General features: G+C 43.0%; 13 protein-coding genes. 5 read left to right on the top strand and 8 right to left on the bottom strand.

The genetic code is table 11. The features are described from left to right. Positions 1 to 3: 3 nt before the first annotated feature. The 3 genes from QQL36_RS31685 to QQL36_RS31675 all read right to left on the bottom strand — a co-directional run bounded on the left by QQL36_RS31685 (position 4) and on the right by QQL36_RS31675 (position 4,012). Positions 4 to 669, bottom strand: a complete 666-nt coding sequence (locus tag QQL36_RS31685; RefSeq protein ID WP_083723561.1) for an ABC transporter permease subunit — start codon at positions 667 to 669, stop codon at positions 4 to 6. A gap of 6 nt (positions 670 to 675) precedes the next feature. Beyond that, positions 676 to 1,380, bottom strand: coding sequence for an ABC transporter ATP-binding protein (locus tag QQL36_RS31680; protein ID WP_083723559.1), 705 nt, complete (start codon positions 1,378 to 1,380; stop codon positions 676 to 678). A 1,402-nt stretch (positions 1,381 to 2,782) separates the two neighbouring features. Further along, positions 2,783 to 4,012, bottom strand: coding sequence for a transposase (locus QQL36_RS31675; RefSeq protein ID WP_321568032.1), 1,230 nt, complete (start codon positions 4,010 to 4,012; stop codon positions 2,783 to 2,785). A gap of 1,047 nt (positions 4,013 to 5,059) precedes the next feature. On the opposite strand from QQL36_RS31675, the gene QQL36_RS31670 reads away from it, so the two are divergent. From QQL36_RS31670 to QQL36_RS35830, 4 genes are all read left to right on the top strand, one after another. Next, entirely contained in the window at positions 5,060 to 15,352 is a 10,293-nt protein-coding gene (locus QQL36_RS31670; RefSeq protein WP_321568031.1) for a T9SS type B sorting domain-containing protein, read from the top strand. Positions 15,353 to 16,056: 704 nt separating this feature from the next. Beyond that, the gene (locus tag QQL36_RS31665) at positions 16,057 to 17,076 is read left to right on the top strand and encodes a transposase (RefSeq protein WP_321568030.1); all 1,020 of its coding nucleotides are present in this window, start codon (positions 16,057 to 16,059) and stop codon (positions 17,074 to 17,076) included. A gap of 2 nt (positions 17,077 to 17,078) precedes the next feature. Beyond that, entirely contained in the window at positions 17,079 to 17,993 is a 915-nt protein-coding gene (locus QQL36_RS31660) for a sulfatase/phosphatase domain-containing protein (RefSeq protein WP_321568029.1), read from the top strand. A gap of 472 nt (positions 17,994 to 18,465) precedes the next feature. Beyond that, complete coding sequence (locus tag QQL36_RS35830; RefSeq protein ID WP_415751042.1) at positions 18,466 to 18,747, top strand: AAA family ATPase; 282 nt, start codon at positions 18,466 to 18,468, stop codon at positions 18,745 to 18,747. On the opposite strand, the gene QQL36_RS31655 is transcribed toward QQL36_RS35830, so the two are convergent. Continuing rightward, positions 18,713 to 19,495: a transposase gene (locus QQL36_RS31655; protein WP_321570570.1), complete on the bottom strand. Its 783-nt coding sequence runs from the start codon at positions 19,493 to 19,495 to the stop codon at positions 18,713 to 18,715. The two genes, QQL36_RS35830 and QQL36_RS31655, sit on opposite strands and share 35 nt — an antisense overlap. An 866-nt stretch (positions 19,496 to 20,361) precedes the next feature. On the opposite strand from QQL36_RS31655, the gene QQL36_RS31650 reads away from it, so the two are divergent. Then, on the top strand, positions 20,362 to 21,189 hold the full coding sequence (locus tag QQL36_RS31650) for a hypothetical protein (RefSeq protein ID WP_321568028.1): 828 nt from the start codon (positions 20,362 to 20,364) through the stop codon (positions 21,187 to 21,189). Between the two features lie 526 nt (positions 21,190 to 21,715). On the opposite strand, the gene QQL36_RS31645 is transcribed toward QQL36_RS31650, so the two are convergent. From QQL36_RS31645 to QQL36_RS31630, 4 genes are all read right to left on the bottom strand, one after another. Further along, positions 21,716 to 21,943, bottom strand: a complete 228-nt coding sequence (locus QQL36_RS31645) for a helix-turn-helix transcriptional regulator (protein WP_321568027.1) — start codon at positions 21,941 to 21,943, stop codon at positions 21,716 to 21,718. Positions 21,944 to 22,250: 307 nt separating this feature from the next. Further along, positions 22,251 to 22,922 carry a transposase gene (locus QQL36_RS31640; protein WP_321570569.1) on the bottom strand — a complete coding sequence of 224 codons (672 nt, stop codon included), beginning with the start codon at positions 22,920 to 22,922 and terminating at the stop codon, positions 22,251 to 22,253. Between the two features lie 716 nt (positions 22,923 to 23,638). Continuing rightward, a complete protein-coding gene (locus QQL36_RS31635; RefSeq protein ID WP_321568026.1) occupies positions 23,639 to 24,016 on the bottom strand; it encodes a hypothetical protein in 378 nt (125 codons plus the stop codon). Between the two features lie 273 nt (positions 24,017 to 24,289). Continuing rightward, entirely contained in the window at positions 24,290 to 25,369 is a 1,080-nt protein-coding gene (locus tag QQL36_RS31630; RefSeq protein ID WP_321568025.1) for an AI-2E family transporter, read from the bottom strand. Positions 25,370 to 25,371: the final 2 nt, after the last annotated feature.

Here is a 25,371-nt window from a genome sequence, read left to right as displayed (position 1 = left end):
TGTTTATGATAGCTGGCGTGAGCCGATACTTCTGATACCAACCGTGCTGTCTTTAGTTACATCAGTTAAGCTGAGCTCTATACAGACTGCGATGGTCACTGGTAGAAGGAAAATGAGGGATACAGTAAACAGGCCCACGCTATTGCCCCATATCAAAGTGCGAAATCCCGGTCCCTGGTTTAGCAGTATTTTTAGTGTACCGTTTTCTTTTTGTTGTGAGATAGCATGGAAGCCCAGGAAGAACAGAATAAGTGGTAATATGAGCTGAAGCAGCATTGCCAGGCTGATTTGACCAAAGCGTAATAGCCCGGTACTGAAGCCAGCTTCGCTGAAGTTGACTGTATTTTGCCTGTGTGCTTCGAGGAACACAGTGTTGCCTGTATAGCTTTCCATTCCCTGATCAAACATGCTTAAAGGATGTTTAAGCCGAAATGCGAATGAGCCAGAGTGTGCCATACGATGCGGGTGCTTATCTGGATTGGCTTTCCAGCTTTCGCGGGCTTGGTGCTGAAAGTTTGTAAGCATTGTGTGCTGGGCTGTATAAGTTTTGTAGCCTGTGAATGCAGCGAAAGTGATGAACACCAGCGACAAGATATATATAGCGGCCAGTGCATTACTCCGGAGTGTTACCTTCAGAAATTGACTGGCAATGACTTTTATCTGATTCATTGATGGTTATATAGTTTCGAGATATAGTTTTTGTAATTCTTCGGCAGATATTCCACTGCAACTTACGGTGTGGACGAGACTGCCTTGTTTCATGATGCCGATACGGGAGCCTACATTAACAGCATTGAAGATGTCGTGTGTGGCCATGAAGATGGTTCTGCCCTCTGCGGCCAGTTCCTTACAAACAGCAGTAAATTCATTGGTGGCTTTAGGATCCAGTCCGCTTGTAGGTTCATCCATAAAGATTGCATCTGCATTTTTTGACAGGGCGATTGCGATACCTACTTTCTGACGCATACCTTTGCTATAGGTACTTAGGTGTTTTTTATGTACTTCCTGTTGAAGGCCTGCTTTTAGTAGAAAGGCTGTCAAAGCGTCTTTTGAATAAGAGAAACCGGCGAGTCTGCTAAAGAAATCAAGATTTTCCAGTCCTGTGAGGTTGCTATATAATTGTACCACTTCAGGGATATATGCCACCATCTTTTTAGTAGCTGCATTATTAGGCCTGACTTCCACCCCTTTGATGATAGCTTTACCGGATGATGGAGCGAGGAAGCCAAGGAAAAGATTAATGGTGGTAGTTTTTCCTGCTCCGTTTTGTCCGAGGAGACAGAATACTTCGCCAGCATTGATGGTCAGGGACAGTTGCCTAAGGGCTGTATATTGTTGGTATTCTTTGGTAAGGTTTACGGCTTCTAATATGACTGACATATAGTGTGATTTATTTTTACGCAATAGTTTTCCGCTCCGACATCTGGGTGCGGACAAAAGATTTAGCTGCTAAATAACTCAGGCAACCGGAGAGCCCCGGTTGTTATAATTGAGGATGCTGTTTGTCGAAGAATTGGTTATATCTGATGGTTGATATTCAAAAGTGTTAATGGTGAGGAGGGGGGAATGGTGTTGATGAATGTCGATGTATGGTGTGTAGGCATGTCCGCATATGATACAGGAATGGGTAAATTTTGATTGGTTTTTACCTGTTTGGGATGGCAGTAATTCCTGCGGGTGAGCATGGTTATGCCATAACGTTGCGGGCGTTATAATAAAGCCGTAAAGCACCAGGATGATAGCGGCAGTGAGGCGGTGATATTTAGGTAACACTTTCACTTATAAATGAATCATTGTTGCAAATGTAAGGGTTAAATTTGGATATTGGGTGTATGTAGGAGGATGGAAGTATTGATATTTCAGGGATGGGGAGTATTATGGTTACATGCTGTGCTAGAGTTGGGGAGTTGCCAGGATCCGGTTTCGTAAATGTATGATGCTGGCATTGGCCACATTGTATGGTAGCTGGAGGTAATAAGGTTATATCAGCTGATATCGCAAAGGTATGAAAGTCGGCGTTGTAGTGATGAAATTCCTGCATTCTCAGGTGGTGGTGAGGAGTTATATCAAGAATACCAGTACGACAGGATTTGGTAGTTAGAGGATGGTGTTTGGGGGTATATATAATGAGGGGAGGTACGGAGAGATATTTTAATCGTAACGCACATAGTACGAGAAAATACAGGAGTTGATTGATTTAGTCAAATGTTTGCGGCGGGTGGTTTTATGCGGCTGGAGCGGAGCGGAGGACGAATTAGATATGTGTACGCGGTTAAGTTGGTTCAAATAGGATTACGGGAGGGGAACGGAGCGTCTGTGTTGAAAAGAGTAGCCGATGGCGTCAAGGACAGCGAGGATGTGGGGGACATCAGTGGGGGATAAAATTTATTCTTTTAAACCCGTCAATTGTGATTCGAAAATAGATTGGTGCTTTTGCCCCTTTTGAGGAAAAAAGAATGGCTAAATTTTGTTTAGTTGTCATGAAAAGAACTTAAGCGGTGAAGAATCGCTCTTTCTAAATGTTACAATTCGCATTATTTTGGCTGGTGCCCCACGAAGATAGTGTCCCGAAAAGGGGCCCGAATACCTTGATATAGATTGATATACCTTAATGTTGAAAATCCGCTGAAATCCTCGACCTGTGAGGTTATATGCATAAAAAAAGCGCAACTTGTGTTGCGCTTTGGCGAACCGGATTGGATTCGAAATGCATTTTCAGGGCACTTATTTTTCTAGAATTTATAAATTCGATTGATTATTAATGATCAATAGTTAGGTAGTTTTAAGCGGCCAAATTTCCTATATCCAGGCACTTTTGATATAGCTTTTTTATTTTATTACAATTCAAGTCCAGTGGCAAGTTTGAGAAAATTCGGTCAGTTAAAAATCTGTTGTACCATGCCATTTTAATATTTCTCATAGAAAAAGCACCTCTATGTTGATCTGGTAGTTTCATCCAAAATAACACTTTGGCCAGACCCACAGTAGCAAATGCCATATTGAAATGGAAGTGTAACTTTTTCTCACTTCTTGCCTGGCATTCCTCCAAGCCCCCATGTTGCTTTGCATCACGGATAAGAAATTCAATCTGGAAGCGCAGTTGATAATAGTTGAGTATCAACTCTGGTTTTAGTTCGATATCCGTACAAAGAAGTATTTCATATTTACCCGTGACCTTTTCTTCTATGTATACAATTCTAACCTTGCATTTAAGAATAGCAGACCAAACTACACTACTATAATAAACAGCGTCATTATCTACAGCAAATTCCCTGATTTTTCGCTTATCAATACTGCCACAACTAACTTTATCTCCATGTATCCTGGGACGTCCAGGTCCTGTAGACCTTGGCCCATTGTATACATAAATCAGATTGGCATCGGATCTCATCTTTGTTACAATATGCAATCCTTCCTTCAATATTGGTAAAATAAACTCTTGTTTCATGAAATATGAATCGACTGCTAAATAATCGACCATACTTTTTAAGGTCAGCACTTCTGATTTTATAACATCCACGTAGTGATCAACCCTACTCATTCCCTTCTCATCAAGTGTAGTCTTATCAGGAGTTTGAACTACTTTTAATGGGAAAGCAGTTCTGGCATCGACATCTATTATTGCCAGACATCCTATCTCAAGACCTTTAACAGCTTTTTGATCTTTACCACTCCAAAATTTACCCAGACCAGGAGTATGCTTTCCAGACTTTGGCAAATAGGTTGGGTCATAAGCAGCAATGAGACGCTTACCACAGTTATCCTTAATCAAAGAACTATTAAAGCCTCCGAAATCAAATTCCTTTTCTATTTGCAATCGGATGCTTTTCTCACAATAAGTACCAAAACGGCTAAGATTGGAGATGGTATATCGAACAGGCAAACATAGCCAGACCTCAAATAGCGAAATCATAAATTTGTATTGAGGTTTGGTTATTAGGGGCAATTCATTTAAAATTGCACTAACAAGGTGTTTCACCTTGCCAAAGGCTTTGAGATTGGTACTAGTCATACTTCCTCATTGCCTTTTTTTTATTTTGGTATCAGCTGGAAAGCTCTTTTATTTATCTACATCTATTTTTCACAGCGAAGCTGTGGAAAACTTACCGGACTATTGAATGATGGCATATATAATAAATTATTCGCTATTTCTGCATGATACTTTGTAATTGACTCATCAAATTTTTTAATTGCTTCTTCTATACAATTACTGTCTACACAAATTCCGTATAATGCTACATGTAGTAGTTGTAACATATGCATTAGCCGCCCCAGCTGCAACTATTTTTGGCCAGCTTCTACCCCGGATTCGTTGACTATAAATGGAGAAACTTGTCTGTCTGATAATCATGCCTTCAAATACTGGCGTTGTATCTGATGCAAGAATTATATCCCTCAGTCGTTCAAATCTAATTCAACCTCCGAAACACATTCTTCCTTTGAGTGTTGCATGTATTGAATAATTTAAATGGATTTAACAAATATCATAAAGTCATTTGTTATACAAATTGTTTAATATTTATTTATCAATAAATAGTTGCGTGTTAACGTAATGAATATACGGTGTAACGACATTTATTTAATGTTTCGATTGCTGAGTCTTAATAATTGCGTGTAAATGTGATGTATATACGTTGCAACAGCTTTAGTTTAGTGTTTCGATTGCTGATTCTGTTATAATATTATTTAGGAGTTTTTTATACATCTTAATATTTACCGATCATTAAATTGATTTTTTAAAATATTAAATACTGATTAAATGTTGAATAGAATTTAAATTTAAAAATAATTGTATGTAATATTGTGTTGATATTATAAGCCTGGCTGACGATAATATTAATATTGCCAATTTTTTATTTCTGCGAAGAATTAATTGAGATTTTATTGTGTGCTGTAGTTTCACAATTACTCTTGTCATCGTAGTAAAATAGCACCTATAACAGTACAACTACCTTTAACGATGATTAAATCAACTATTTTAATAATCAGTTGTATGGTTCTCCTATTTGGGTTAGCGAGGGGCCAAATCTTGTTTCTTAATGTGCCAGATACAGTATGTATGTCTACTAATAATAGCACTGCAGACCAGCTCAAGTTTACCAGTATGAATGCGCAGCTGGCTAGTGGTGCTGCTTCTAAGGCCAACTGGACAATTACTTCACCTAATGGTACGAATGCAGATTATAACATCCTATATTCCGAAAGGACATCTTCCATTAAAGATACTTTACTGAACCAGACGAATATGCTGACGTTACAGTTCCTCGTTCCTGGTAAGTATACCTTTAAAGTTGCGATGACCTATGCAAGTACAAGTGGTGGTAAAACTGTTTACTCGACGGTGACGAGAACACAGAGTCTTGTTGTAGTTGACTGTACGATATCTACCTGTAGCGGTGGTGATGCGGAAATGCCTGGTTTTACTGAGAACTTTGGTACACTACCCGTCAATACCGGCCGAATGGAATATTCACCCAGTTCTGCTATTACTTATATTTACTCCCCATCAGGTGGTCTTGAAGATAATTATTATGCTATTTCTAATACAACTCATCTCAGAATTAACTTTGTCTTCTCCGGAGATCACACAGGTACAGACCGAGGAGCTATGTTGGTAGCAAACTCCGGTTATACTCAATCAATATTCTTTCAGAAAAAGGTAGATGGTCTGTGCCGTGGTTCTGTATATAACTTCAGTGCATGGTTCTTAAATATTGATAGTACCAGTGTAATGAATAGTGCCTGTGTGTGGGGGTTTATTTATGCAGGAGTAACTTTCCAGATATTAAATGCAGCAGATACCAGTCAGGTATTAGCCAGCTTCAGAACCTACGCCGTTTCTCCCACCTTCACCAAACCTACTTGGCAAAGGTTCGGGGGGTCCTTCACTGTACCTTCTGGTGTGAGCAGTGTAATTGTACGAATTATCAATAATTTTCCTGGTGGTTGTGGTAATGATATTGCCGTGGATGATATCCAGCTATCCTATTGTAGTCCTGGTATCGATGCATCCATACATGGAGCGGTGAGTAATCTGAGAGAAGTATTGTGCGAGGGTGTCGCTACGACACTTGTTTCTTCTTATACACCTACTAACTATTTTACCAATCCGGCTTATCAATGGGAGATGTCTGATGATGGTGGTGTAACCTGGTTCAATGTACCTTATGGTACTGCCAACAAAGATACCCTCGTCATTCACGAAGGTGAACTAAAAGGTACAAAGGATGTGGCGGCAGATTACCTTTTCCGCGTCAGGGTCTTTGAAGCGGGAAGTTCCGCCGCCACCTGTGCGGCCCCCTCATCATCGGTCAAGATTACTATCCTGCCGATGCCGGTATTAAATCTTACGAAATCCCAGATCTGTGAGGGAGGCACTGTGGAACTGCAAGCCTCCGGTGGTTATGATTTCTTCAAATGGAGCGATACCAGTTATGTAGGCCCCGACCGGCATGTAACTGTCTTCAGTGATACGACCATCAAAGTATATGGTTATGTTACCTATGGTATTGATGGTGGCAAAACCTGTGTGGACTCCAATAGGGCTAGTATTAAGAAAGATGATAAGCCAATTGTGCAGATCGCAGCCTCTGATACCTCTTTGTGTCTGGGTAGTAGACTTACCCTGAGCGTGGCCGATGCGCTTGATCCGGCGGGTGATCCAACCAAGAGTATTACCTGGTATAGGGGGACGGATTTGGCTACGGGTCAGCACCTGACTGACTACGATAACCTGACTGCAATAGCTAACTATACGACCCAGACACTTGCAGATACATCTTTCTTTGTCGTTGTTGTAAATGGTACATGTACGGTTACTTCCGCTCCGTTTAAAATAAAACTAACTCAAGTGCCGGCGCCTCCTGCAGGTAAACACGTGACACATTGTGCAGAGGATGGTACGTCTGATAACAACTCTTTCACCATGCTCCGTTCCGCTATTCCAGGAACAAGAGGTACATGGACCGTCACAGGTATATCCGGTCCGGGTTTGTCTGGCAACACCAGTTCTACCATTGACTTCAGTAACTATGTTACTTTTACGACAAGCAGGAACAGCCCCACTTCAGTGATTACACTGAACAACCCGGGATTGACTGTTTACCTGCAATGGACTGTGACAGCTACCGGCAACACTGATTGTGTGGGGTATGCTTATGATACCTTGACACTCATCACGGGTGCTACCAGGGCTTATGCTGGTCCGGATACGACACTTTGTGCTTCCAACAACGTATTTATCATGCAGGCTAACGAACCAAACGTTGCCCTGACAGATGATTTTGCTGAAACAGGTACATGGTCTGTCATTGGTACGTCTACCGGCGTAGCCATCGACGATATTCACGCCTATAATACTACTGTAAGAGTGACGAGCGGTGCTTATCAGGATGTACAGCTGGCATGGACGATTAATAATGTGTTAAACTGTGGTATCAATACGGATACCGTTGTATTACATTATACGCCGCCGCCAACCCTGACCCTTAAGCCGGATACTGTTTGTAACACCTTGAGGTATTTCGAGATGGATACTGTTGCGACGACAGGTACTCCTACTTATTATAGTGTAATGGGTACAATGCCTGGTTTCACCGCCGTACCTGAAACGCAGATCTCCTCTTGGCCGATCACTGTACCTATTCCAACAGGTGTAGCGAATGGCGTGTATAAATTTACTGTCAACTTCAGAAGTGAGAATGGTGGTTGTACCAACTCCACTACGATTTGGGTGAATGTGGAATCTCCGGGCACGGCACCTACAGGCGTGACTGTGGGTACACCAAATATCTGTACAAGCGGTACAACGACCCTGACTGCTGTCGGTGGTTCTCTGGGTAAAAATGCTGATGGTACCAATGCCGGCAGATATGTATGGTATGCGGGTGGTTGTGGTACTGGTACTGCAATCGGCACCGGCACTACGATCACTGTTCCGGTTACTGCCACCACTACTTATTATGTAAGAGTAGAAAGCAATGGTCAATGTGGTGCTACCGCCTGTGCAAGTGGTACTGTCACTGTTTATACTGCACCTGCAACTTCTAATGCAGGTCCTGCTCAAACACATTGTAATGACTCCCTGTTCACCATGGCTGCCAATGCTGCTACCGTAGGTGCGGGTGAATGGACTTACACAGGTACCGCTACCATTACTAATACAACAAGTCCTACTACTACTGTATTCGTACCGGCAGGTAAAACTGCAACGCTGACATGGACGATTACCAACGGCGCCTGTACGACTTCTTCTAGTGTAGTACTGACGAATTATATGCAACCTGTGAAGGCTGAAGCTGGTCCGGATTCTATCGAGCAGTGTAACACGACATCTTTCACGATGAACGCGACCGCTCCTTCTCCATCTACCGCAGTAGGTACCTGGTTTACCTTTGCGGCTTCCAAAGCGACCATCACTGCAGGTCAGTTCAACAATCCTGCTGCAACAGTGACAATGGCAGCCGGCGATACCGCTACGCTGATCTGGACTGTGACCAATGGTCTTTGTACTTCAGCTGACTATGTAAAACTGTATAACTACGCGACACCAACGACTGCCGATGCGGGTCTTGACTCCCTGAAGCAGTGTATGACGCCGGCCTTTACCATGGCCGCCAATACACCGGTCATTGGTACCGGTAAGTGGTCTGTGAAGAGTGGTACTGCTACTATTCCTGCTACAGACAGCAGCAAGGTAAATGCGGTGATCACAGTTGCCAATGGTATAACTGTGGTACTGACTTGGACCATCACTAATGGTACCTGTTCTTCAAAAGATGATATCATCCTTGTGAACTACCAGCGCCCAGATCCTGCCAACGCAGGTCCGGATTCACTGGTACAATGTAACACGGCCACCTTCACTATGGCAGCTACTGCACCTAATCCTGCTACCGCAGCAGGTACCTGGTCGCTGTTCACCGGTAGCAAGGCAGGTATTGTTGCAGCTGACATTCATAAGGTCAACCCGGTGATTACCCTGGCTGCAGGTGATACCGCTACTGCCATCTGGACGGTAACAAATGGTGTTTGTTCCAGCACTGATTATATCTTCCTGAAGAATTACCAGGCGCCGGCCATTGCTGATGCAGGTTCTGCACAGATCCTGCAGTGTGGTACCAATACCTTTATGATGTCTGGTTCTACACCATCTGTAGGTGTAGGTACCTGGACCGTGTCCAAAGCAACAGCGACGATTACTAATCCCAATAGTCCTGCTGCTACCATTACAGTACCAGCCGGCGATAGCGTAATTGCTACCTGGACCATTGTAAATGGCATATGTGCTACTTCAGATAATGTAAAACTGGTCAACTATGTGAAACCAGCTGACGCGAACGCAGGTCCTGACCAGCACCAGTGTAATACAGCGACCTTCACAATGGCAGCCAATGCACCTTCTGAAACAACTGCAGCAGGTACCTGGACCAAACCTGCCGGTTCTACCGCAACAATCGCAAATATTAATAATCCGGCCACGACGGTGACCATTCCTGTGGGTGATAGCAGTATGTTGTTCTGGACCATTACAAACGGCGTTTGTGTGGATGTGGACACTGTCTGGATTTTCAACAACAATCCGCCTGCTCCTGCAGATGCGGGTGTTGATACCATGAAACAGTGTAACACTGATGCATTCACCATGGCCGCGAATGCGCCTTATGTAGCTGGTGCTACCGGTATCTGGGGTATCTGGAGTGTGGTTTCTCCTGCATCTTATATCATCCCGGCTGCTGATGTCAACAACCCGACAGCGACCTTCACAATCACAGCTGGTACTACGGTCGTACTGAGATGGACGATTACCAACCTGGGTTGTAGCACTGCTGACAACATTGTGCTGATCAACTACGAACAGCCGACTGCTGTCACTGCAGGGACTAACCAGACCAGGTGTGCAGGTCCTGATTTTGTACTGGATGGTTCTGTGCCTAATGTAACCGGTGCCACCGGTACATGGTATGTACGTAACGGCAGCGCTACGATCCACACCGGTGAAGAGCATGATCCAAAGGCACACATAACATTACCAAATGATGCTACTGCAGAATTACACTGGGTAGTCGCAAATGGTGTCTGCGCTGACTCCGCGGCTGTGATCCTGACCAACTACCAGACACCTGTAAAAGCTGATGCCGGTGCAGACTGCGTGAAACATTGTGCTGACAGTGCATTCGTGATGAAAGCCAACGCCCCTGATGTAACGGGAGCTGTCGGTGAATGGACATTCGCAGGTACCACCGCTGCTACTGTAACTGATGCCAACGATCCGCTCGCAACGATCATTGTGCCAGCCGGCGATAGCGTACGCGCTATCTGGAGTATTGGTAACGGCACATGTTCTACGAGCGATACGGTGAAACTGGTAAACTACATGTCACCAACCGCCGCTGCTTTACCAGCTGACATGCAACAGTGTATGACCACCACGTTCCCTGTTACGGCGAACGCGCCTGATGTACCTAATGCAGTGGGCCACTGGACAGTAGTAAAAGGTAACGCTACCTTCCCTGCTGCTGACTTAAACAGCACATCTACTACTTTCACTGTGCCAAATGGTGATAGCGCTTATGTGACATGGACCATTACAAACGGTTTGTGCCAGAGCGTAGATACAATTAAGTTATACAACTATCAGCAACCTGTAACTGCGAACGCCGGTCCGGATTCTATCCGCCAGTGTAACAATGCTACCTTTACCATGCAGGCTACGGCAGCATCTCCTGCTACCGCTGTAGGTAAATGGTCACTGTATCCTGGTAGCGCGGCCAGCTTCAGCGCTGCTGATTCTACCAATCCAGCTGCTGTATTTACACTGCCTGCCGGTGATAGCGCTACCGCAACCTGGACAGTGACAAACGGTGTCTGCTCTTCTTCTGACAAAGTACTGCTCATTAACAGCGCAATGCCAGACCAGGCGAATGCCGGTGTAGACTCCATCCGTCAGTGTAATAACACGACCTTCACCGTGGCAGCAAACACGCCAACTGTAACAGGTGCTACCGGTAAATGGACACTCTCCAATACCCGTGCAACCATCGCAGCTGCTGATACCAGCAACCCAACTGCGGTGATCACCGTTCCTGTAGGTGATAGCGTAAAAGCTTACTGGACAATTACAAACGGTGCATGTTCTACTATCGACAGCGTGAAACTGGTGAACTATGCACAGCCAACCGCTGCCGAGGCAGGTCCTGACCAACGCCAGTGTGCTACCACAGCCTTTACTATGGCGGCTAACACTCCTGATGTAACAGGTGCTACCGGTAGATGGACACTCTCCAATACCCGTGCGACCATCGGAGCTGCTGATATCAGCAAACCAACTGCAGTGATCACTGTTCCTGTAGGCGACAGCGTAGTAGCTTACTGGACAATCACAAACGGTGTTTGTTCTTCTATGGACAGCGTGAAACTGATAGACGATGCAATGCCTGGTACGGCAAATGCTGGTCCTGCTCAGACACATTGTAACGACAGCGCCTTCACGATGGCTGCAAATACTGCTACCGCAGGTACCGGTGCATGGTCCTTCTACACAGGTACTACTGCAACGATTGCCACTACAGATGTAAATAATCCCACAGCAACGATCTTCGTACCGGCTGGCGATACTGCTACTGCTATCTGGACAATCTCCAACGGCATATGTGCTTCTACCAGCACTGTCCTTCTGAAGAATGATATGATGCCGGAAGCTGCAATTGCGGGTCCTGACCAGACGCATTGTAACGATTCGCTCTTCCACATGGCGGCTACGCCTGGAGCAATCACTACATCTACCGGTAAATGGACTGTGATCAGCGGTACTGCAACTATTGCAGCGACTGACCTGAATAACCCAACTGCCAGTGTGATTGTGTTCGCAGGTACATCCGCTACGCTGCAGTGGACCCTGAGCAATGGTACATGTACTGGTACGCCAGCTACTGTAACACTGACTAACCTGGGACCAGTACTGAACAATACCATCTCTGCCGATCAGACACTTTGTGCTTCTGAAACACCTGCTGCCCTCACGGGTACGGTGGCATTGAGTGGTGGCGACGGTACTTATACTTACCAGTGGCAGATCAGCACGACCAGTGCAACCACCGGTTTCTCCAATGTAACAACAGGTACAGGTGGCACTGCCGCTACTTATACCCCTGCTACACTCACCGCTGATACCGTATGGTTCAGAAGGATCGTAACTTCCGGTTCCTGCTCCAATACCATCAGCAACGTGGTGAAACTGAGAAGAATCACTACATCTCCTGTAGTTGTATCTGTTCCTGCTTCCGTAACGACTAATTGCGTAGCTGGTAAAGACTATACTACACTGTTCGGTACACCAGTATTCAGTCACCAGCCTTTCAGCAATGAAGCCCTGACTGTAACTTATACCGACAATACTCAAACGCCTGATGCATGTACTACCCTCATCATGCGTACCTGGACAGCCGTAGATCGTTGTGGTCTCACGACTTCCGCTCAGCAGACCATCACGGTTGTTGATACCACTGCACCTAAGTTCACCACCGCCGCTCCGGCTAACGTGACAGCAAGTTGTGACAACGTACCAGCTGCTGTAAACCTGACTGCTACCGACGATTGTTCCGGTACCCTGACCATCACACCGATTGAAACCCGTGTAGACATCGCAGGTCAGTGTACAAACAATTATTACCTGATCCGTAAATGGGTAGCGGTTGATAACTGTGGTAATGTAAGCGACACCCTGAGACAGACCGTAACTGTGAAAGATACCACCGGTCCTGTGTTCTCTGGTACTGCTCCTGCCAACGTAACCGTTGATTGTGATAAGGTACCTGCCGGAACTACCCTGACTGCTACTGATAACTGTACAACAGGTACCATCACTGTAACACCAGTGGATACCAGACAGTCAATCTCCGGCAGCACTTGTAGCAATACTTACCAGATCACCCGTACATGGACTGCGACCGATGATTGTGGTAACAGTACTGTACTAAAACAGATCATCACAGTAGTAGATACTACCCGACCAGTATTCAATACAATCCTGGTTGCTGATACTACTGTAAACTGCGACGGCGTACCTGCACAGCCAACGATCACTGCTACAGACAATTGTTCTGCAAGTGTGAAAGTAACGGTTGCCCAAACCAAGGTATTCCTGAGCACTACCTGCTCCAATAACTATCGTCTGACCCGTACCTGGACCGCTACCGACGATTGCGGAAACGTGGCTACAATGAAACAGGTAATTACTGTACAGGATACTACCAGACCATCATTCACCATCACACCGCCAAGCGATACTACCGTAAGTTGTAGTGCAGTGCCAACACCGCCAAGCAACCTGTCTGCTACTGACAACTGTAGTGCAACCAGTAATGTGAAGATCAGCTACACCCAGACCCGTCAGTCTATCACCGGTGCTTGTGCAAGCAACTACCAGCTGATCAGAGTCTGGACAGCGAAAGATGAATGTGGTAATACCAACACTGTTCGTCAGGTGATCACAGTAGTAGATACCACCAAACCAGTGATCGATCCGGCTCCGGCTGCTGTCACTGTATCATGTGGAGGTACTATACCAGCTGCTGCTACCCTGTATGCAACTGATAACTGCGATGGCAACTTCCCTAAGAAAGCGACCATGACCACCGATCCATATACTGTGGATGCTTGTAACGGTTACACCATCACCAGAAGATGGAACGTATCTGACGCATGTGGTAATGCTGCGATCGAAAGGGTACAGATCATTACTGTAGTAGCGTGTCCTAAACCACAACTGGATACAGCGCTGCCAGCTAACTGTTCTGACAATACGAAGTTTGCATTGCAGCTGCTGACCAAAGTGAGCAAACCAACATTTACACTGCAGAGCGTATATCCTGCAGGTACCGTAACCACACCGAAGAGTCAGACCAGCAATGTGTTCGACCTGAATGGTGCGACTCAGGCTACCTTCATCGTAACTGATGGCGTAACCGGTTGCGTATCTGACCCAGTGACTTATACCCTGCAATATGTACAGAAACCAACTGTCAACCTGGGTAACGATACTGCGATCTGCGAAGGCAACTCAGTCACCCTGGATGCAGGTGCGGCAAATGCAAGTGCTGGTTATACAATTAAATGGAACACAGGTGCAACTACCCAACAGATCACCATATCTGCTGCCGGTACTTACTACGCAACGGTGACCAACAATGGTTGTTCCGCTACAGACTCTATTAAAGTAACGGTGAATACACCTCCAACGGTTGATATCCGCGATACCACTATCTGTGATGGCATGACTGTAAAACTGAATGCTTATGTACAGGGTGCTTCTTACACATGGAGCACTGGTGATACCGGACCATCTATCACTGTAAGTACCGCTGGTACCTACACCGTAGATGTATCACTGAAAGGTTGTACCGTAACTGACCAGGCGACCGTAACGGTGTCTACTCCGCCGAACGTGACCCTGACTCCTGATACTGCTATTTGTCCTGATCAGACAGTGATGCTGCAGGTTGAACCAGATGGTGGCAGTGTAACATGGTTAGACGGTTCATTGACAAACTCCATTATCGTATCTAAACCTGGTGATTACTGGGTGACTGTAACGAAGGGTGGTTGCGTTGTAACTGATACTGTAACTGTGACCAACAAAGCAAACATCAGCTTCGACCTCGGTCCTGACAAGGATATCTGTGCCGGTGGCCTCGTGGTACTGGATGCGACTAACGCTGACGTGATCTCTTACCTCTGGAATGATGGTACAACCGATCCGATCAAGGAAGTAAGCACACCAGGTACTTACACCGTAACAGTGCTTGACAGGTTCTGTAACCTGACTACAACAGATAGCGTGAAGGTAACAGTGGCTGGTATCGGAAATATTTCTCTGGGTAATGATACCACCATCTGTATCGGTCAGACACTGACACTGAGTGTGGATGCCGGTACCGGCAACAGCATCAAGTGGCAGGATGGCGCTACTACTTCAACGTATGTAGTGACAGCGACCGGATATTATAAGGTAACAGTTTACAATGATTGTGGCGCAGTGAGCGATGACATTGCAGTTAGTTACAAACAATGTGAAGATGAGCCTACCTTCCCGAATGCTTTCACACCAAACGGAGATGGTAAAAACGATACATTTAGACCACACGTAACCGGCCCGATGTATGACTATAATCTTACTATTTATAATCGTTGGGGAGAATTGATTTACCAAAGTAAAGAAGCTTCCAGGGGATGGGATGGTCGTTTTAAAGGTATTTTAGTGGATGAAGGTACTTACGTATGGTTATTGACATATAAAAAGAGTATCGGTGGGATTGAAATCCTTAATAGAGGTGTGGTCAATGTAATTAAATAAAGTTCTTAGTCATCAAACCCTAGACACCTCTGGTTTACCAGAGTGATGTTGTCCTTAAGCATAGGAATTCCCTCCCCCGATCTTTTCAGGTTGGGGGCATTTTAAAGAACTGGATAGAATAATTAAAAATTTAGTTTGAAAAAGTATTATATAAATATGTAAAGGGGGAAAAGGGCCAGGAAATTTTATTGTCCCAATTATCTGGTACCTATCCTCTAATCTAGACCAAAAATACCGCCCCGATCTGTCTAGATCTAGGGCATACTTTGATGTTTTAACTATTTCGTCTACTTCTATTGTTTTTGAGAGTTAATATGTTCCTGCCCTCAACAGTATGAAGTCGTCTTTACCTTTATACTGAAGTGATTTTTGTATGGCAGTTGTCAATGTTTTAAAAGGGCTTGCAACGGTTCCCTTATTCAGATCGTTACCTGCTGGAGAAGCATAAATATTTACCTGGGCCTTTGCGATTATAAATATTTGTAAAGAGAGCAGCAACGGGATAATATTTTCATATGCTTAATACTACTTTGACAAGTTATGAATTGTGGAAAATGGATAAAAAATAAGACCTTAGTATCATGTAAATCAAACGTATAAATATAAGACATGGTCAACAGCCGCGACAACCAGCCGAACCAAAGCGGCTGGAAAAATATATGTTGCTACGAGGTCATGTTTTTAAAACCCGTACCCACAATAAAATGCCCTTATCAATTCAATATGTGAAAGGTTTATTCCAGAGCAGGAAGGGGAATATAGAACGGATGGTTGAACATGTGGCAGATAGTGAGTACTACAGCATGCAACATTTCATCAGCGAATCTCCGTGGGATGCGCGTACAGGTTTTGATACGGTTGCCCTTGATACTAATGAGGTTTTTAAGAGTTTTGATCAGGTGGCACTGCTCATAGATGAAAGTTCTGACCTTAAGAAAGGAGATTATTCTGTAGGGGTATCTCGTCAGTACTGTGGCACAATAGGGAAGGTAGATAATTGCCAGGTGGCAGTTTATGGAGGATTAAGTGCAGAGCATTATTATGGTTTAATAGATACAGCCTTATATCTTCCGGAAAGCTGGACCGCTAATCGTAAACGTTGTAAAGCAGCCGGCGTACCCAAAGAGCGGTACAAACATAAAACCAAAGTAGAACTGGCGGTAGACATTGTGAGATATCAATTGGAACTGGGCACCCACTTTGATTTCCCTCCGGGATGGGAAGAGACAAATCTTCCAACGCTGACCTTTCTAAAAAGGAACGGTTTCAGTTTCGACAGAGCTTTCTGTAATACCTGCATGTGTTCTCCCAGCCGTACCACATTATTTACAGGAATTTATCCGGCTAAGCATAAGGTTTCTCAAACACTGACTATTGGCGGCCCATTATCTCCTTCGGAACCAACCATCAGTGCTTCTTTACCAAGCATCATGAATGTACTCTGGAATGACGGTTATGATGTGCAGTACCGTGGTAAATGGCACATGAGTAAGGGCGTTGCCGGTAATGGAGCAACCACGAATTATGATAACCTTACATCTGCCGATATTTCTCTATTTGGTGCAATGGGATGGATAGCCCCGGATGCAGGAGAAGATGTAAATCCTTTAAATTTTGGAGGAGGATTTGCCAACCATGATGCCAGGTATGTGGCCGAAGCCATCAAATACCTTCAGGAGGTAAAAGTGAAAAGAGCTGCAGGTGAGTTAAACCTTATTGCCTGATCGTGTCGCTGGTGAACCCGCACGACGTACTGGCTTATCCCAAAACAGCAGGGACCTCCGGATATTACGCTGACGCCTGGTCAACAAGGGAAATTGGATTGCCTGATACCGTAAACGAACATTTACTGGCCAATAAAAAACCGATGGCACAGGAACAGATCCTATTGGGCATGGATGCATCTTTAGGGCCTTTAGCAACAGTAGAACAAAAGTTAGATTATATAAATTTTTACGGGTACCTGTTAACCCTGGTCGACAAAGAGATTGGTAACCTGATCAAAGAATTGTATGCTAAATATGGGGATGGAATAAGTCTGGCTGATACAGCTATCGTGACCTACACCTCTGACCATGGAGAAATGGGACTTGCACATGGGGGACTGCGTCAGAAAACCTTTGTAGCTTACGAAGAAGCATTGCGTGTTCCACTGGTTATATCCAATCCTGTTTTATTTTCAGACCACCCCATTCAACAATCTATGGCCCTGGCCACGCTGGTCGACATCATGCCTACGTTTATGGAGATAGCTAATGTATCAAACGCTCCTGCCGGACTTGCAGGCACAAGCTTGTTACCAATTATGGCGGATGGTACACCAGTACAGAATAGTATATTGTTTACATACGATGATACAAAAGCAGGTTCCAATAGCCAATGGTCTGTGGTAAATGCTGCAAATCGAATCCGATGTATCCGTACAGAGAAATGGAAGTATAGCTATTATTTTGATGCTTCGGGAGCTTATTACAACGAATATGAACTATACGATTTGGTAAACGATCCATCAGAATATACCAACCTTGCCTATGATCCGGCATACAACGAGGTTAGAATGGATCTGGAAACACAGTTGCATAAACTTGAAGTAGATAAGCTAAGAGTGCATAGCCCTCAACAATCTCAAAGCGTTGTTTGAATTGGATAAACATTTGAGACGCCGGAGAATTTGAATGAGATTGATATATACACCGGTGATGAATCAGATTAGGGTGGATGTGCCTGTTAGGTTATGATTTTGGGGAAAGGCGCTACATCGCGTGAGATTCGGGATTATTTTAAGATAGGAGTAAATTTTGAAGGGGATTCGCGATATCCGACCTACCTGACAGATCGCACCAGGAGGCAAAATGAAAGGGCTACTGATCTTTTGATTGAAAATGGGCACAAAGAGGTGGTACTGGAATGGCTGCGTGATATAGGGATGTATTATGATGATGTCCAATTGGAAAGACCGGACTCCCCAGTCAAAAGCAGTCGGGTAAGGTTTTATAAATTTTTAGTTGACAGTAATAAGGAGAAGACTGGCTTTGTTTCGATGAGCTTAGAAAATGACGAGTCACAAGGAACAAGGAAATATTACAGATTTATAGGATTGTTGTGCAATAAGTTTGCACAAGGGGGGATTGTTAGTTTCCGACGAAATTGATAATAATTTTCATCCATCACTCTTAAAAAAATTAATATCCTTATTCCAAAATCCTAAAGTTAGTAAAGCCAATGCTCAGCTGCTCTTTACCAGCCATGATACAAACCTTATGGATCGAGACTGCATGAGAGATCAGTTTTATTTCGCTGAAAAGACAGATCTTTTAGATACAAAAATATTGGTAGTCCAGTTTTTAATGGTGAAGTTGTTTATACTTTTAATTTTCTACAAAAAAGGGTTATAAGAGCCAGCCATTGCAATGCCATCCATGTTTCAACAATTTTTTCATATCTGACAAGCAATGCTTTAAAAGCATCCATCCAGGCATTGGCATGTTCAATTTTTGTTCGTCTTTTGTAAAGTTGATCATCAAAATATCGGTATTCATCACTTTGCTTCTTTTGATTTCGCAAGTTGGGTTTTACATTTAATTCAATCTCGTAGTCAATGCATACTTGTTTTAAATCTTCGCTGTCAAATCCAGGATCGGCATTTACAAATATTCCATTGCAATTGATATCGGATTGTTCCAGAACCCCGATCATTTCTTTAAAGAGCTTCACTATATCGTATAAGTCATTATGCTCTCCACTTTGCGCTGTTGATACCGTCAGCATCTGACCTCTGTTGTCACATAAGAACAAACTATTACAGGTCTTTGAAGCTTTTCTGCCTTGATAACTTACCGCCTGGCCACCACGTTTGACTGGTGTATGGCTACCATCTAACTGGGCGCTTGACAGATCCAGCAGTTTCTTATTACAAGATAAAAGATTGATCCAAGCCCTCTTGAATGAACCGTCTTTACTCCATTTTAAAAAATACCTGTGAATATTTTGCCACGAGGTCGCCCCTTTATCAAAATATTCGCAAATACTCAACTCTCGCCACTGGCAGCCTGTTTTCATTCGCTTTAAAATCAACTGAACCACTTTTACTAAATCTATCCTGGCCTTAAAGCCTCTTTTGCCTTTGCTTAAATGTGGTAAAATCCAATCTCGTACCTTATCTTCGTCTATGAGTCCCAGAATTATTCGTTTTTATTTGCTAAAACAAAAATCCTTAATTCCTGGGACTTCCTTTTTTTCCTTCAAAAAGTGTAAACAACTTCGGTATAATAAATAAACCGGGCAATGAATGTCTTGGCATATTTCCTTCTGCCCTATGTCACGAACCTGCTTGAGATCGTTTACCAATTTTTCGTCATTGACTTGTTAGGCCGTTGCGTCCATTGCCCAAACTATCAATACAAAGATTATAAGCCCTTTTTTCATAAGTCCGTTTTACAAAAAAAATTATAGCTTTTCAAATGCAACCTTCTTTCCACGGCAGCCTAATCATAGTCAGAATAAAATAGTCGCGACTACCCACGACTATTTTGTTATGTACTGGCTATAAGGTTATAAGAAGTATGACCCCACATCGTCGGAACATCCAAAGCAATTGATACCATAAAAGGACGAAATAGTTCCTGTTACCTTTCCGACATTCTTCAGCTCCAGGGAGATGCTAAGACTGATTACAGGTTTTTTCAGATAGGCATCTGCTTTTCCCGGCTTGAAAAAGGAGCCTGATGATCATCAACTATAACTATAAGAACTTCAGTATCAGACCCATTAAAAAGAATGTTTTACTTACCATATACATTGCGTAGTAGTATTGTAACTTTACATTATAAATTAAATACATTATATGTTAACTTGAAAAAATGTGTTATGCTCTATTGTACTGTTATACTGCATATTTATTCCACAGCACCTTTCTTTAATAATGCTGCAAAGGACATTTGCAAATGTATTGACACACTCAGGTAAAGCAATAATATTTAACCATTATTATCACAAGTAAATCAAGATTAATGAAAAGAATGTTAAGTCCGTTTGCCATAGCCATCATCGCTATGGTATTTATCACAATTGCCTGCTCCAAAGAATCCGTAAACAAACCAGATCTGTCACTGCAAAACATTGCGGCAACAGCCAGCGTACCGGTAAGCAAAACTCCCGTAACTTTTGACTCAGGGAACGGAGTGTATATTTCCGCCTATGGTGGAGGTATTTCGTTTGGCAACAGCCAACCACATCCTACCACGCCTGATCCTTCCGGTATCTACGATGGTCAGCCCATATCCGTTAATTATGTTGGCTGGCAGTCAAGCTCTTCGGGCTCACTATATTCAACCATCAACGGCGGATATTTCAGCATTCTGGAATCTACTTCCCCCGGCGCTGTTACTGTAGATCAATTATCGAAGTATTTCAAGAGCTTACAGAATTATTACAAATACCCCGATTCCATTGCCTATCCTGCGCCTCTTGGCAGCACCACCGGCGCAGGTGGCGTCAAGGAAGTAAGGGGCATACTTGTCCGCGATCACACCTCACCTACATTTATGTCTGTAATGCCTGATACTTATGTCTATGTTGATCCGAACACTCCCGGCAAAGGTGATTCATATTATGGTGATCTGGTAAGGGACGGTTATATTATCTCTTTTTACGGACCTACGTCAATTAGCGGTACCGTTAGCAAAGTAATTATAAAATATAACGGTGCAGACGTTGTCCCTACAAGCTTTTCACTAACGTATCTGATTAATCGTACTACTGGTGGCTGGACAATTAAAGGCAATATTAAAATGCCAGACGGCACGGTGATTTTAGTGAATGATGAACTGGTAGTATAATCGTTGCCGTGATCACACGTCCCCCACATTAATAACAGTAGTTTCGGATACCTATGTTTACAGAGGCCCGGGATCTAATCTGCCGACTAAGCCCTGGTGGTTTGGCGAGATTGAAAAGAATGGTTATCTGATATCTTTCTTTGGTCCTACTTTTGAATTCGGTTACGTCGACCGCCTGGAAATGAAATATAACGGTGTAGTGGTTAGCCCTGCTAGTTTTTCACTGACTTATAAAAGTAATGTTATGGAAGGCTGGATTATTGTGGGCACTATCACGATGACTGATGGAACAGTGATTTCAATAAATGATGTGGTAGTGGTTTAGTGCAGAATACAAATAAGCAATAGCTACAACCTACTAACCTGAACCGTCCGGACTCCGCGATAGTAAGCCCAACAAATATAAAGGCCAGTAACCTGTACCGGGTACTGGCCTTTATACCTTTGCAGGGTTGATGTAGGCTGCCTGCAAAAAAATTAAGTCTGATCAACATTCAGCACTATCGGTATTTTGCTCATACAGAGACTATAACAATACAATATTATTCAGAAGATAGCATTCAATTTTTGAAATTGAATGAAGAGCTTCAATAATAATAGTACGGTCAATTGCTAATACCGGCTCTTCAATAGGCCTTTCTCCTCTTGATTTAAAAATCTCATCTATTCTTCTACGCATTTTCGGCTGAGGTTCATTCTCTCCGGTCTCCCAACTACTTACGGTTCTCTTTGAAACGCCAAGTAATTCAGCCATTCCTGCTGAGAAAGCTTGGAATGTTCCCGTTTTTTTTTAAAATCTGACGAAAAATCCAATTTCTATCTGATAAATTTTAACGAGATATAGTAGGGAGTAAATGTTCTAAATCTCACTTTCTCTATATTTTCTCAACATTATCTCATAATTTTTGACTTATCGACGCAAAGTACTGTACTATATATAATGAAGTTGTTTATACTTTTAATTTTCTACAAAAAAGGGTTATAAGAGCCAGCCATTGCAATGCCATCCATGTTTCAACAAGTTTTTCATATCTGACAAGCAATGCTTTAAAAGCATCCATTCAGGCATTGGCATGTTCAATTTTTGTTCGTCTTTTGTAAAGTTGATCATCAAAATATCGGTATTCATCACTTTGCTTCTTTTGATTTCGCAAGTTGGGTTTTACATTTAATTCAATCTCGTAGTCAATGCATACTTGTTTTAAATCTTCGCTGTCAAATCCAGGATCGGCATTTACAAATATTCCATTGCAATTGATATCGGATTGTTCCAGAACCCCGATCATTTCTTTAAAGAGCTTCACTATATCGTATAAGTCATTATGCTCTCCACTTTGCGCCGTTGATACGGTCAGCATCTGACCTCTGTTGTCACATAAGAACAAACTATTACTGGTCTTTGAAGCTTTTCTGCCTTGATAACCTACCGCCTGGCCACCACGTTTGACTGGTGTATGGCTACCATCTAACTGGGCGCTTGACAGATCCAGCAGTTTCTTATTACAAGATAAAAGATTGATCCAAGCCCTCTTGAATGAACCGTCTTTACTCCATTTTAAAAAATACCTGTGAATATTTTGCCAAGAGGTCGCCCCTTTATCAAAATATTCGCAAATACACAACTCTCGCCACTGGCAGCCTGTTTTCATTCGCTTTAAAATCAACAGAACCACTTTTACTAAATCTATCCTGGCCTTAAAGCCTCTTTTGCCTTTGCTTAAATGTGGTAAAATCCAATCTCGTACCTTATCTTCGTCTATGAGTCCCAGAATTATTCGTTTTTATTTGCCAAAACAAAAATCCTTAATTCCTGGGACTTCCTTTTTGTCCTTCAAAAAGTGTAAACAACTTCAATATATAAGCGCTTAAAAATACTGAAAAATGGGAAAGTAGAAGTACGAATAACAGTAAAACCGGAAAAATCCGGTATCAAAAAAGCAAAGGAAAAGCTTAAAAACGGCTTGATAACCACGGCATCACCCTGGTAAAATTGTCAGAGAGAGAAGAGTGTGGAGTGCATTATCAGACAGTGAAAGCGGCTTTCTCTACTAATTCCTTCTACTGGAATCAAGATGTAGCAGTTCCACAGCGCGAAAAAGCAAGTTGATAAGTCGGCAGGATGGCTGTTCATTACAAGCAAAGATAATTCGGTAGCAACATTGCTGGAGACAGGTAAACGGCTTCAGCGATTACTTTTAAAAATACGGGAAAGAAACATTGCCATTCAACCTATGACACAAATTTTGGAAGAACCAGCAACCCGACAAATACTACATTCATCTATCGGCATTAGCGATAACGTACAATTTATTTTGCGGACTGGCTATGTAACAAATTATCCGCTACCTGTTTCACTTCGGCGACCTGTTGATTGGTTTGTGCGTAACATTTGAAATCATGCAAAATAAAATTAACATTATAATCGCAGGGCTAATTTTTATAATTATAACTAAATGATTATGAGGTCAATAACAGCAAGAAATGCCCTCATCTCATTGTTATTATTTCTTGGGTTAAGTGCAATGTGCGGTGGTTTCTTTTTAATCATTTCACCATCTGGTAAATTACTGGGCGGATTACCTTTATCCATTTTAGAACATTCCCCGTTTCCCAATTTTCTTATTCCAGGAATTATTCTCTTCCTCATTTTGGGTTGTTTCCCGTGTCTTAGGGCTTTTCTTTTGATCCAACTGTACCAAATAACAAGAATCAGATAGGCAGGGATCAGGAAATTGGGAGAGGCAAGAAAAGACAGATCGGTCATATGTGCGTCTAAATCATCCCACTCATAGATGTTTGTGATATACTCCGAAACGGTTGCTAGCATTTGAAAATAGTTTCACTGCCGTTTCGATCACTTTTGAATCAATGAGTGTTTCCCGTGGAGAAATAAAATGAAGTAATTCGACAAATGAAGTAATTCGACTTTTGCTTTTACCTGTCGGGCGAAGGACACTACTTTTTTCAATTCCTTTTCAAGATTAAGCAGATCTGCAGCGTAAAGTAGATTGGTTATTTTTTTTACTTTATACTTATGTGGCACTGCGATAACAGGCACGAGGGAATGTGTAATAAGGTTTCCTGTATTTTTTCCATAATGTCATTTTTTAAATTTTATTAACGCTGACTTTGTTGCTGGTGTATCATCTCCGAATAGAATGCCCCATTTCTTAAATTTTTCGGAATGGTCGAATACTATTTTTAGTACTGCTATAACAGGCAGTGCCAGGAACATGCCCGATATGCCCGTCATCGCTCCTCCGATGATGATACCCACCAGGGAAATAAATGCGTTTAGCTTAACCTTACCACCAACAATACGCGGCATTAATATGTTGTTATCAAAAAACTGAACGACCGCAATAGTGCCCAACACGATCAGGATATCTACAATACGATCAGATGAGACCAGCGTGATCAATACGCCCAGAATATTGCCGATCAATGCACCCAGGTAAGGGATGAGGTTCAGGAAAGCGAACATTAGCCCTATTAATAAGGAATTTTTTATTCCGAACAAGGCCAGCGCACCTCCCAAAAGCAGGGTAATATAGGCGATCTGTATAAGCAACCCGACAAGGTAACTTTTAACCATGCTTTCGATCTGCCGCATCGTAATTTCTACATTTTCGTATTTGTCCTGCTCGAACCATAGTAATACAAATTTTACAAAGAGGCTTTTGTATAAAATGATCAGGTAGATATATACCGGTAATAATCCGAAAAATAGAAAAATACCAGTGGCTGAGACAACAGCTCCGCTCACCAGGCTGCCTGCCAACCCGAAAAGCTTGTTGCTTTGTTCGTTGATAAATTTCAACTGTTCCGTTGGAGAAAATCCGAAAACATGGCCGATCCATATACTCAACGTATCCAGGTGTTTTGTAACGTTGTGCGCTATTCGCGGAAAGTCCGTCAGAAGAATGCCTACCTGATTGGAAAACAACCATCCGATAAGTAACACACTGATGGTCAATCCTGCAATCGGCAAAAAAATTGCAATCGCTACCGGCACCTTCAATTTTCTGAAAAATCGAAATACGGGAAGCAATAGCAGGCTTACAAAAAAGGCCATCAGGAGCGGCATGACTACGATCTTTCCCATCACTATGACCGCGCCAGTCAGGAACAGCCCAAGCAATTCCAGCGCCCGCCTTACACTAACAGGGATTTCTTTCATAT

The sequence above is a fragment of the Chitinophaga sp. LS1 genome (genome assembly GCF_034274695.1).
Lineage (GTDB): Bacteria > Bacteroidota > Bacteroidia > Chitinophagales > Chitinophagaceae > Chitinophaga.
The sequence above is the reverse complement of the archived record's forward strand: the minus strand, read 5'-3'. Positions and strand labels throughout refer to the sequence as shown.

Coding starts and splice junctions, on each gene's coding strand:
- QQL36_RS31685 (WP_083723561.1), bottom strand. CDS start 669: ATGAATCAGATAAAAGTCATTGCCAGTCAATTTCTGAAGGTAACACTC.
- QQL36_RS31680 (WP_083723559.1), bottom strand. CDS start 1,380: ATGTCAGTCATATTAGAAGCCGTAAACCTTACCAAAGAATACCAACAA.
- QQL36_RS31675 (WP_321568032.1), bottom strand. CDS start 4,012: ATGACTAGTACCAATCTCAAAGCCTTTGGCAAGGTGAAACACCTTGTT.
- QQL36_RS31670 (WP_321568031.1), top strand. CDS start 5,060: ATGTCTACTAATAATAGCACTGCAGACCAGCTCAAGTTTACCAGTATG.
- QQL36_RS31665 (WP_321568030.1), top strand. CDS start 16,057: ATGCCCTTATCAATTCAATATGTGAAAGGTTTATTCCAGAGCAGGAAG.
- QQL36_RS31650 (WP_321568028.1), top strand. CDS start 20,362: ATGAAAAGAATGTTAAGTCCGTTTGCCATAGCCATCATCGCTATGGTA.
- QQL36_RS31645 (WP_321568027.1), bottom strand. CDS start 21,943: ATGGCTGAATTACTTGGCGTTTCAAAGAGAACCGTAAGTAGTTGGGAG.
- QQL36_RS31635 (WP_321568026.1), bottom strand. CDS start 24,016: ATGCTAGCAACCGTTTCGGAGTATATCACAAACATCTATGAGTGGGAT.
- QQL36_RS31630 (WP_321568025.1), bottom strand. CDS start 25,369: ATGAAAGAAATCCCTGTTAGTGTAAGGCGGGCGCTGGAATTGCTTGGG.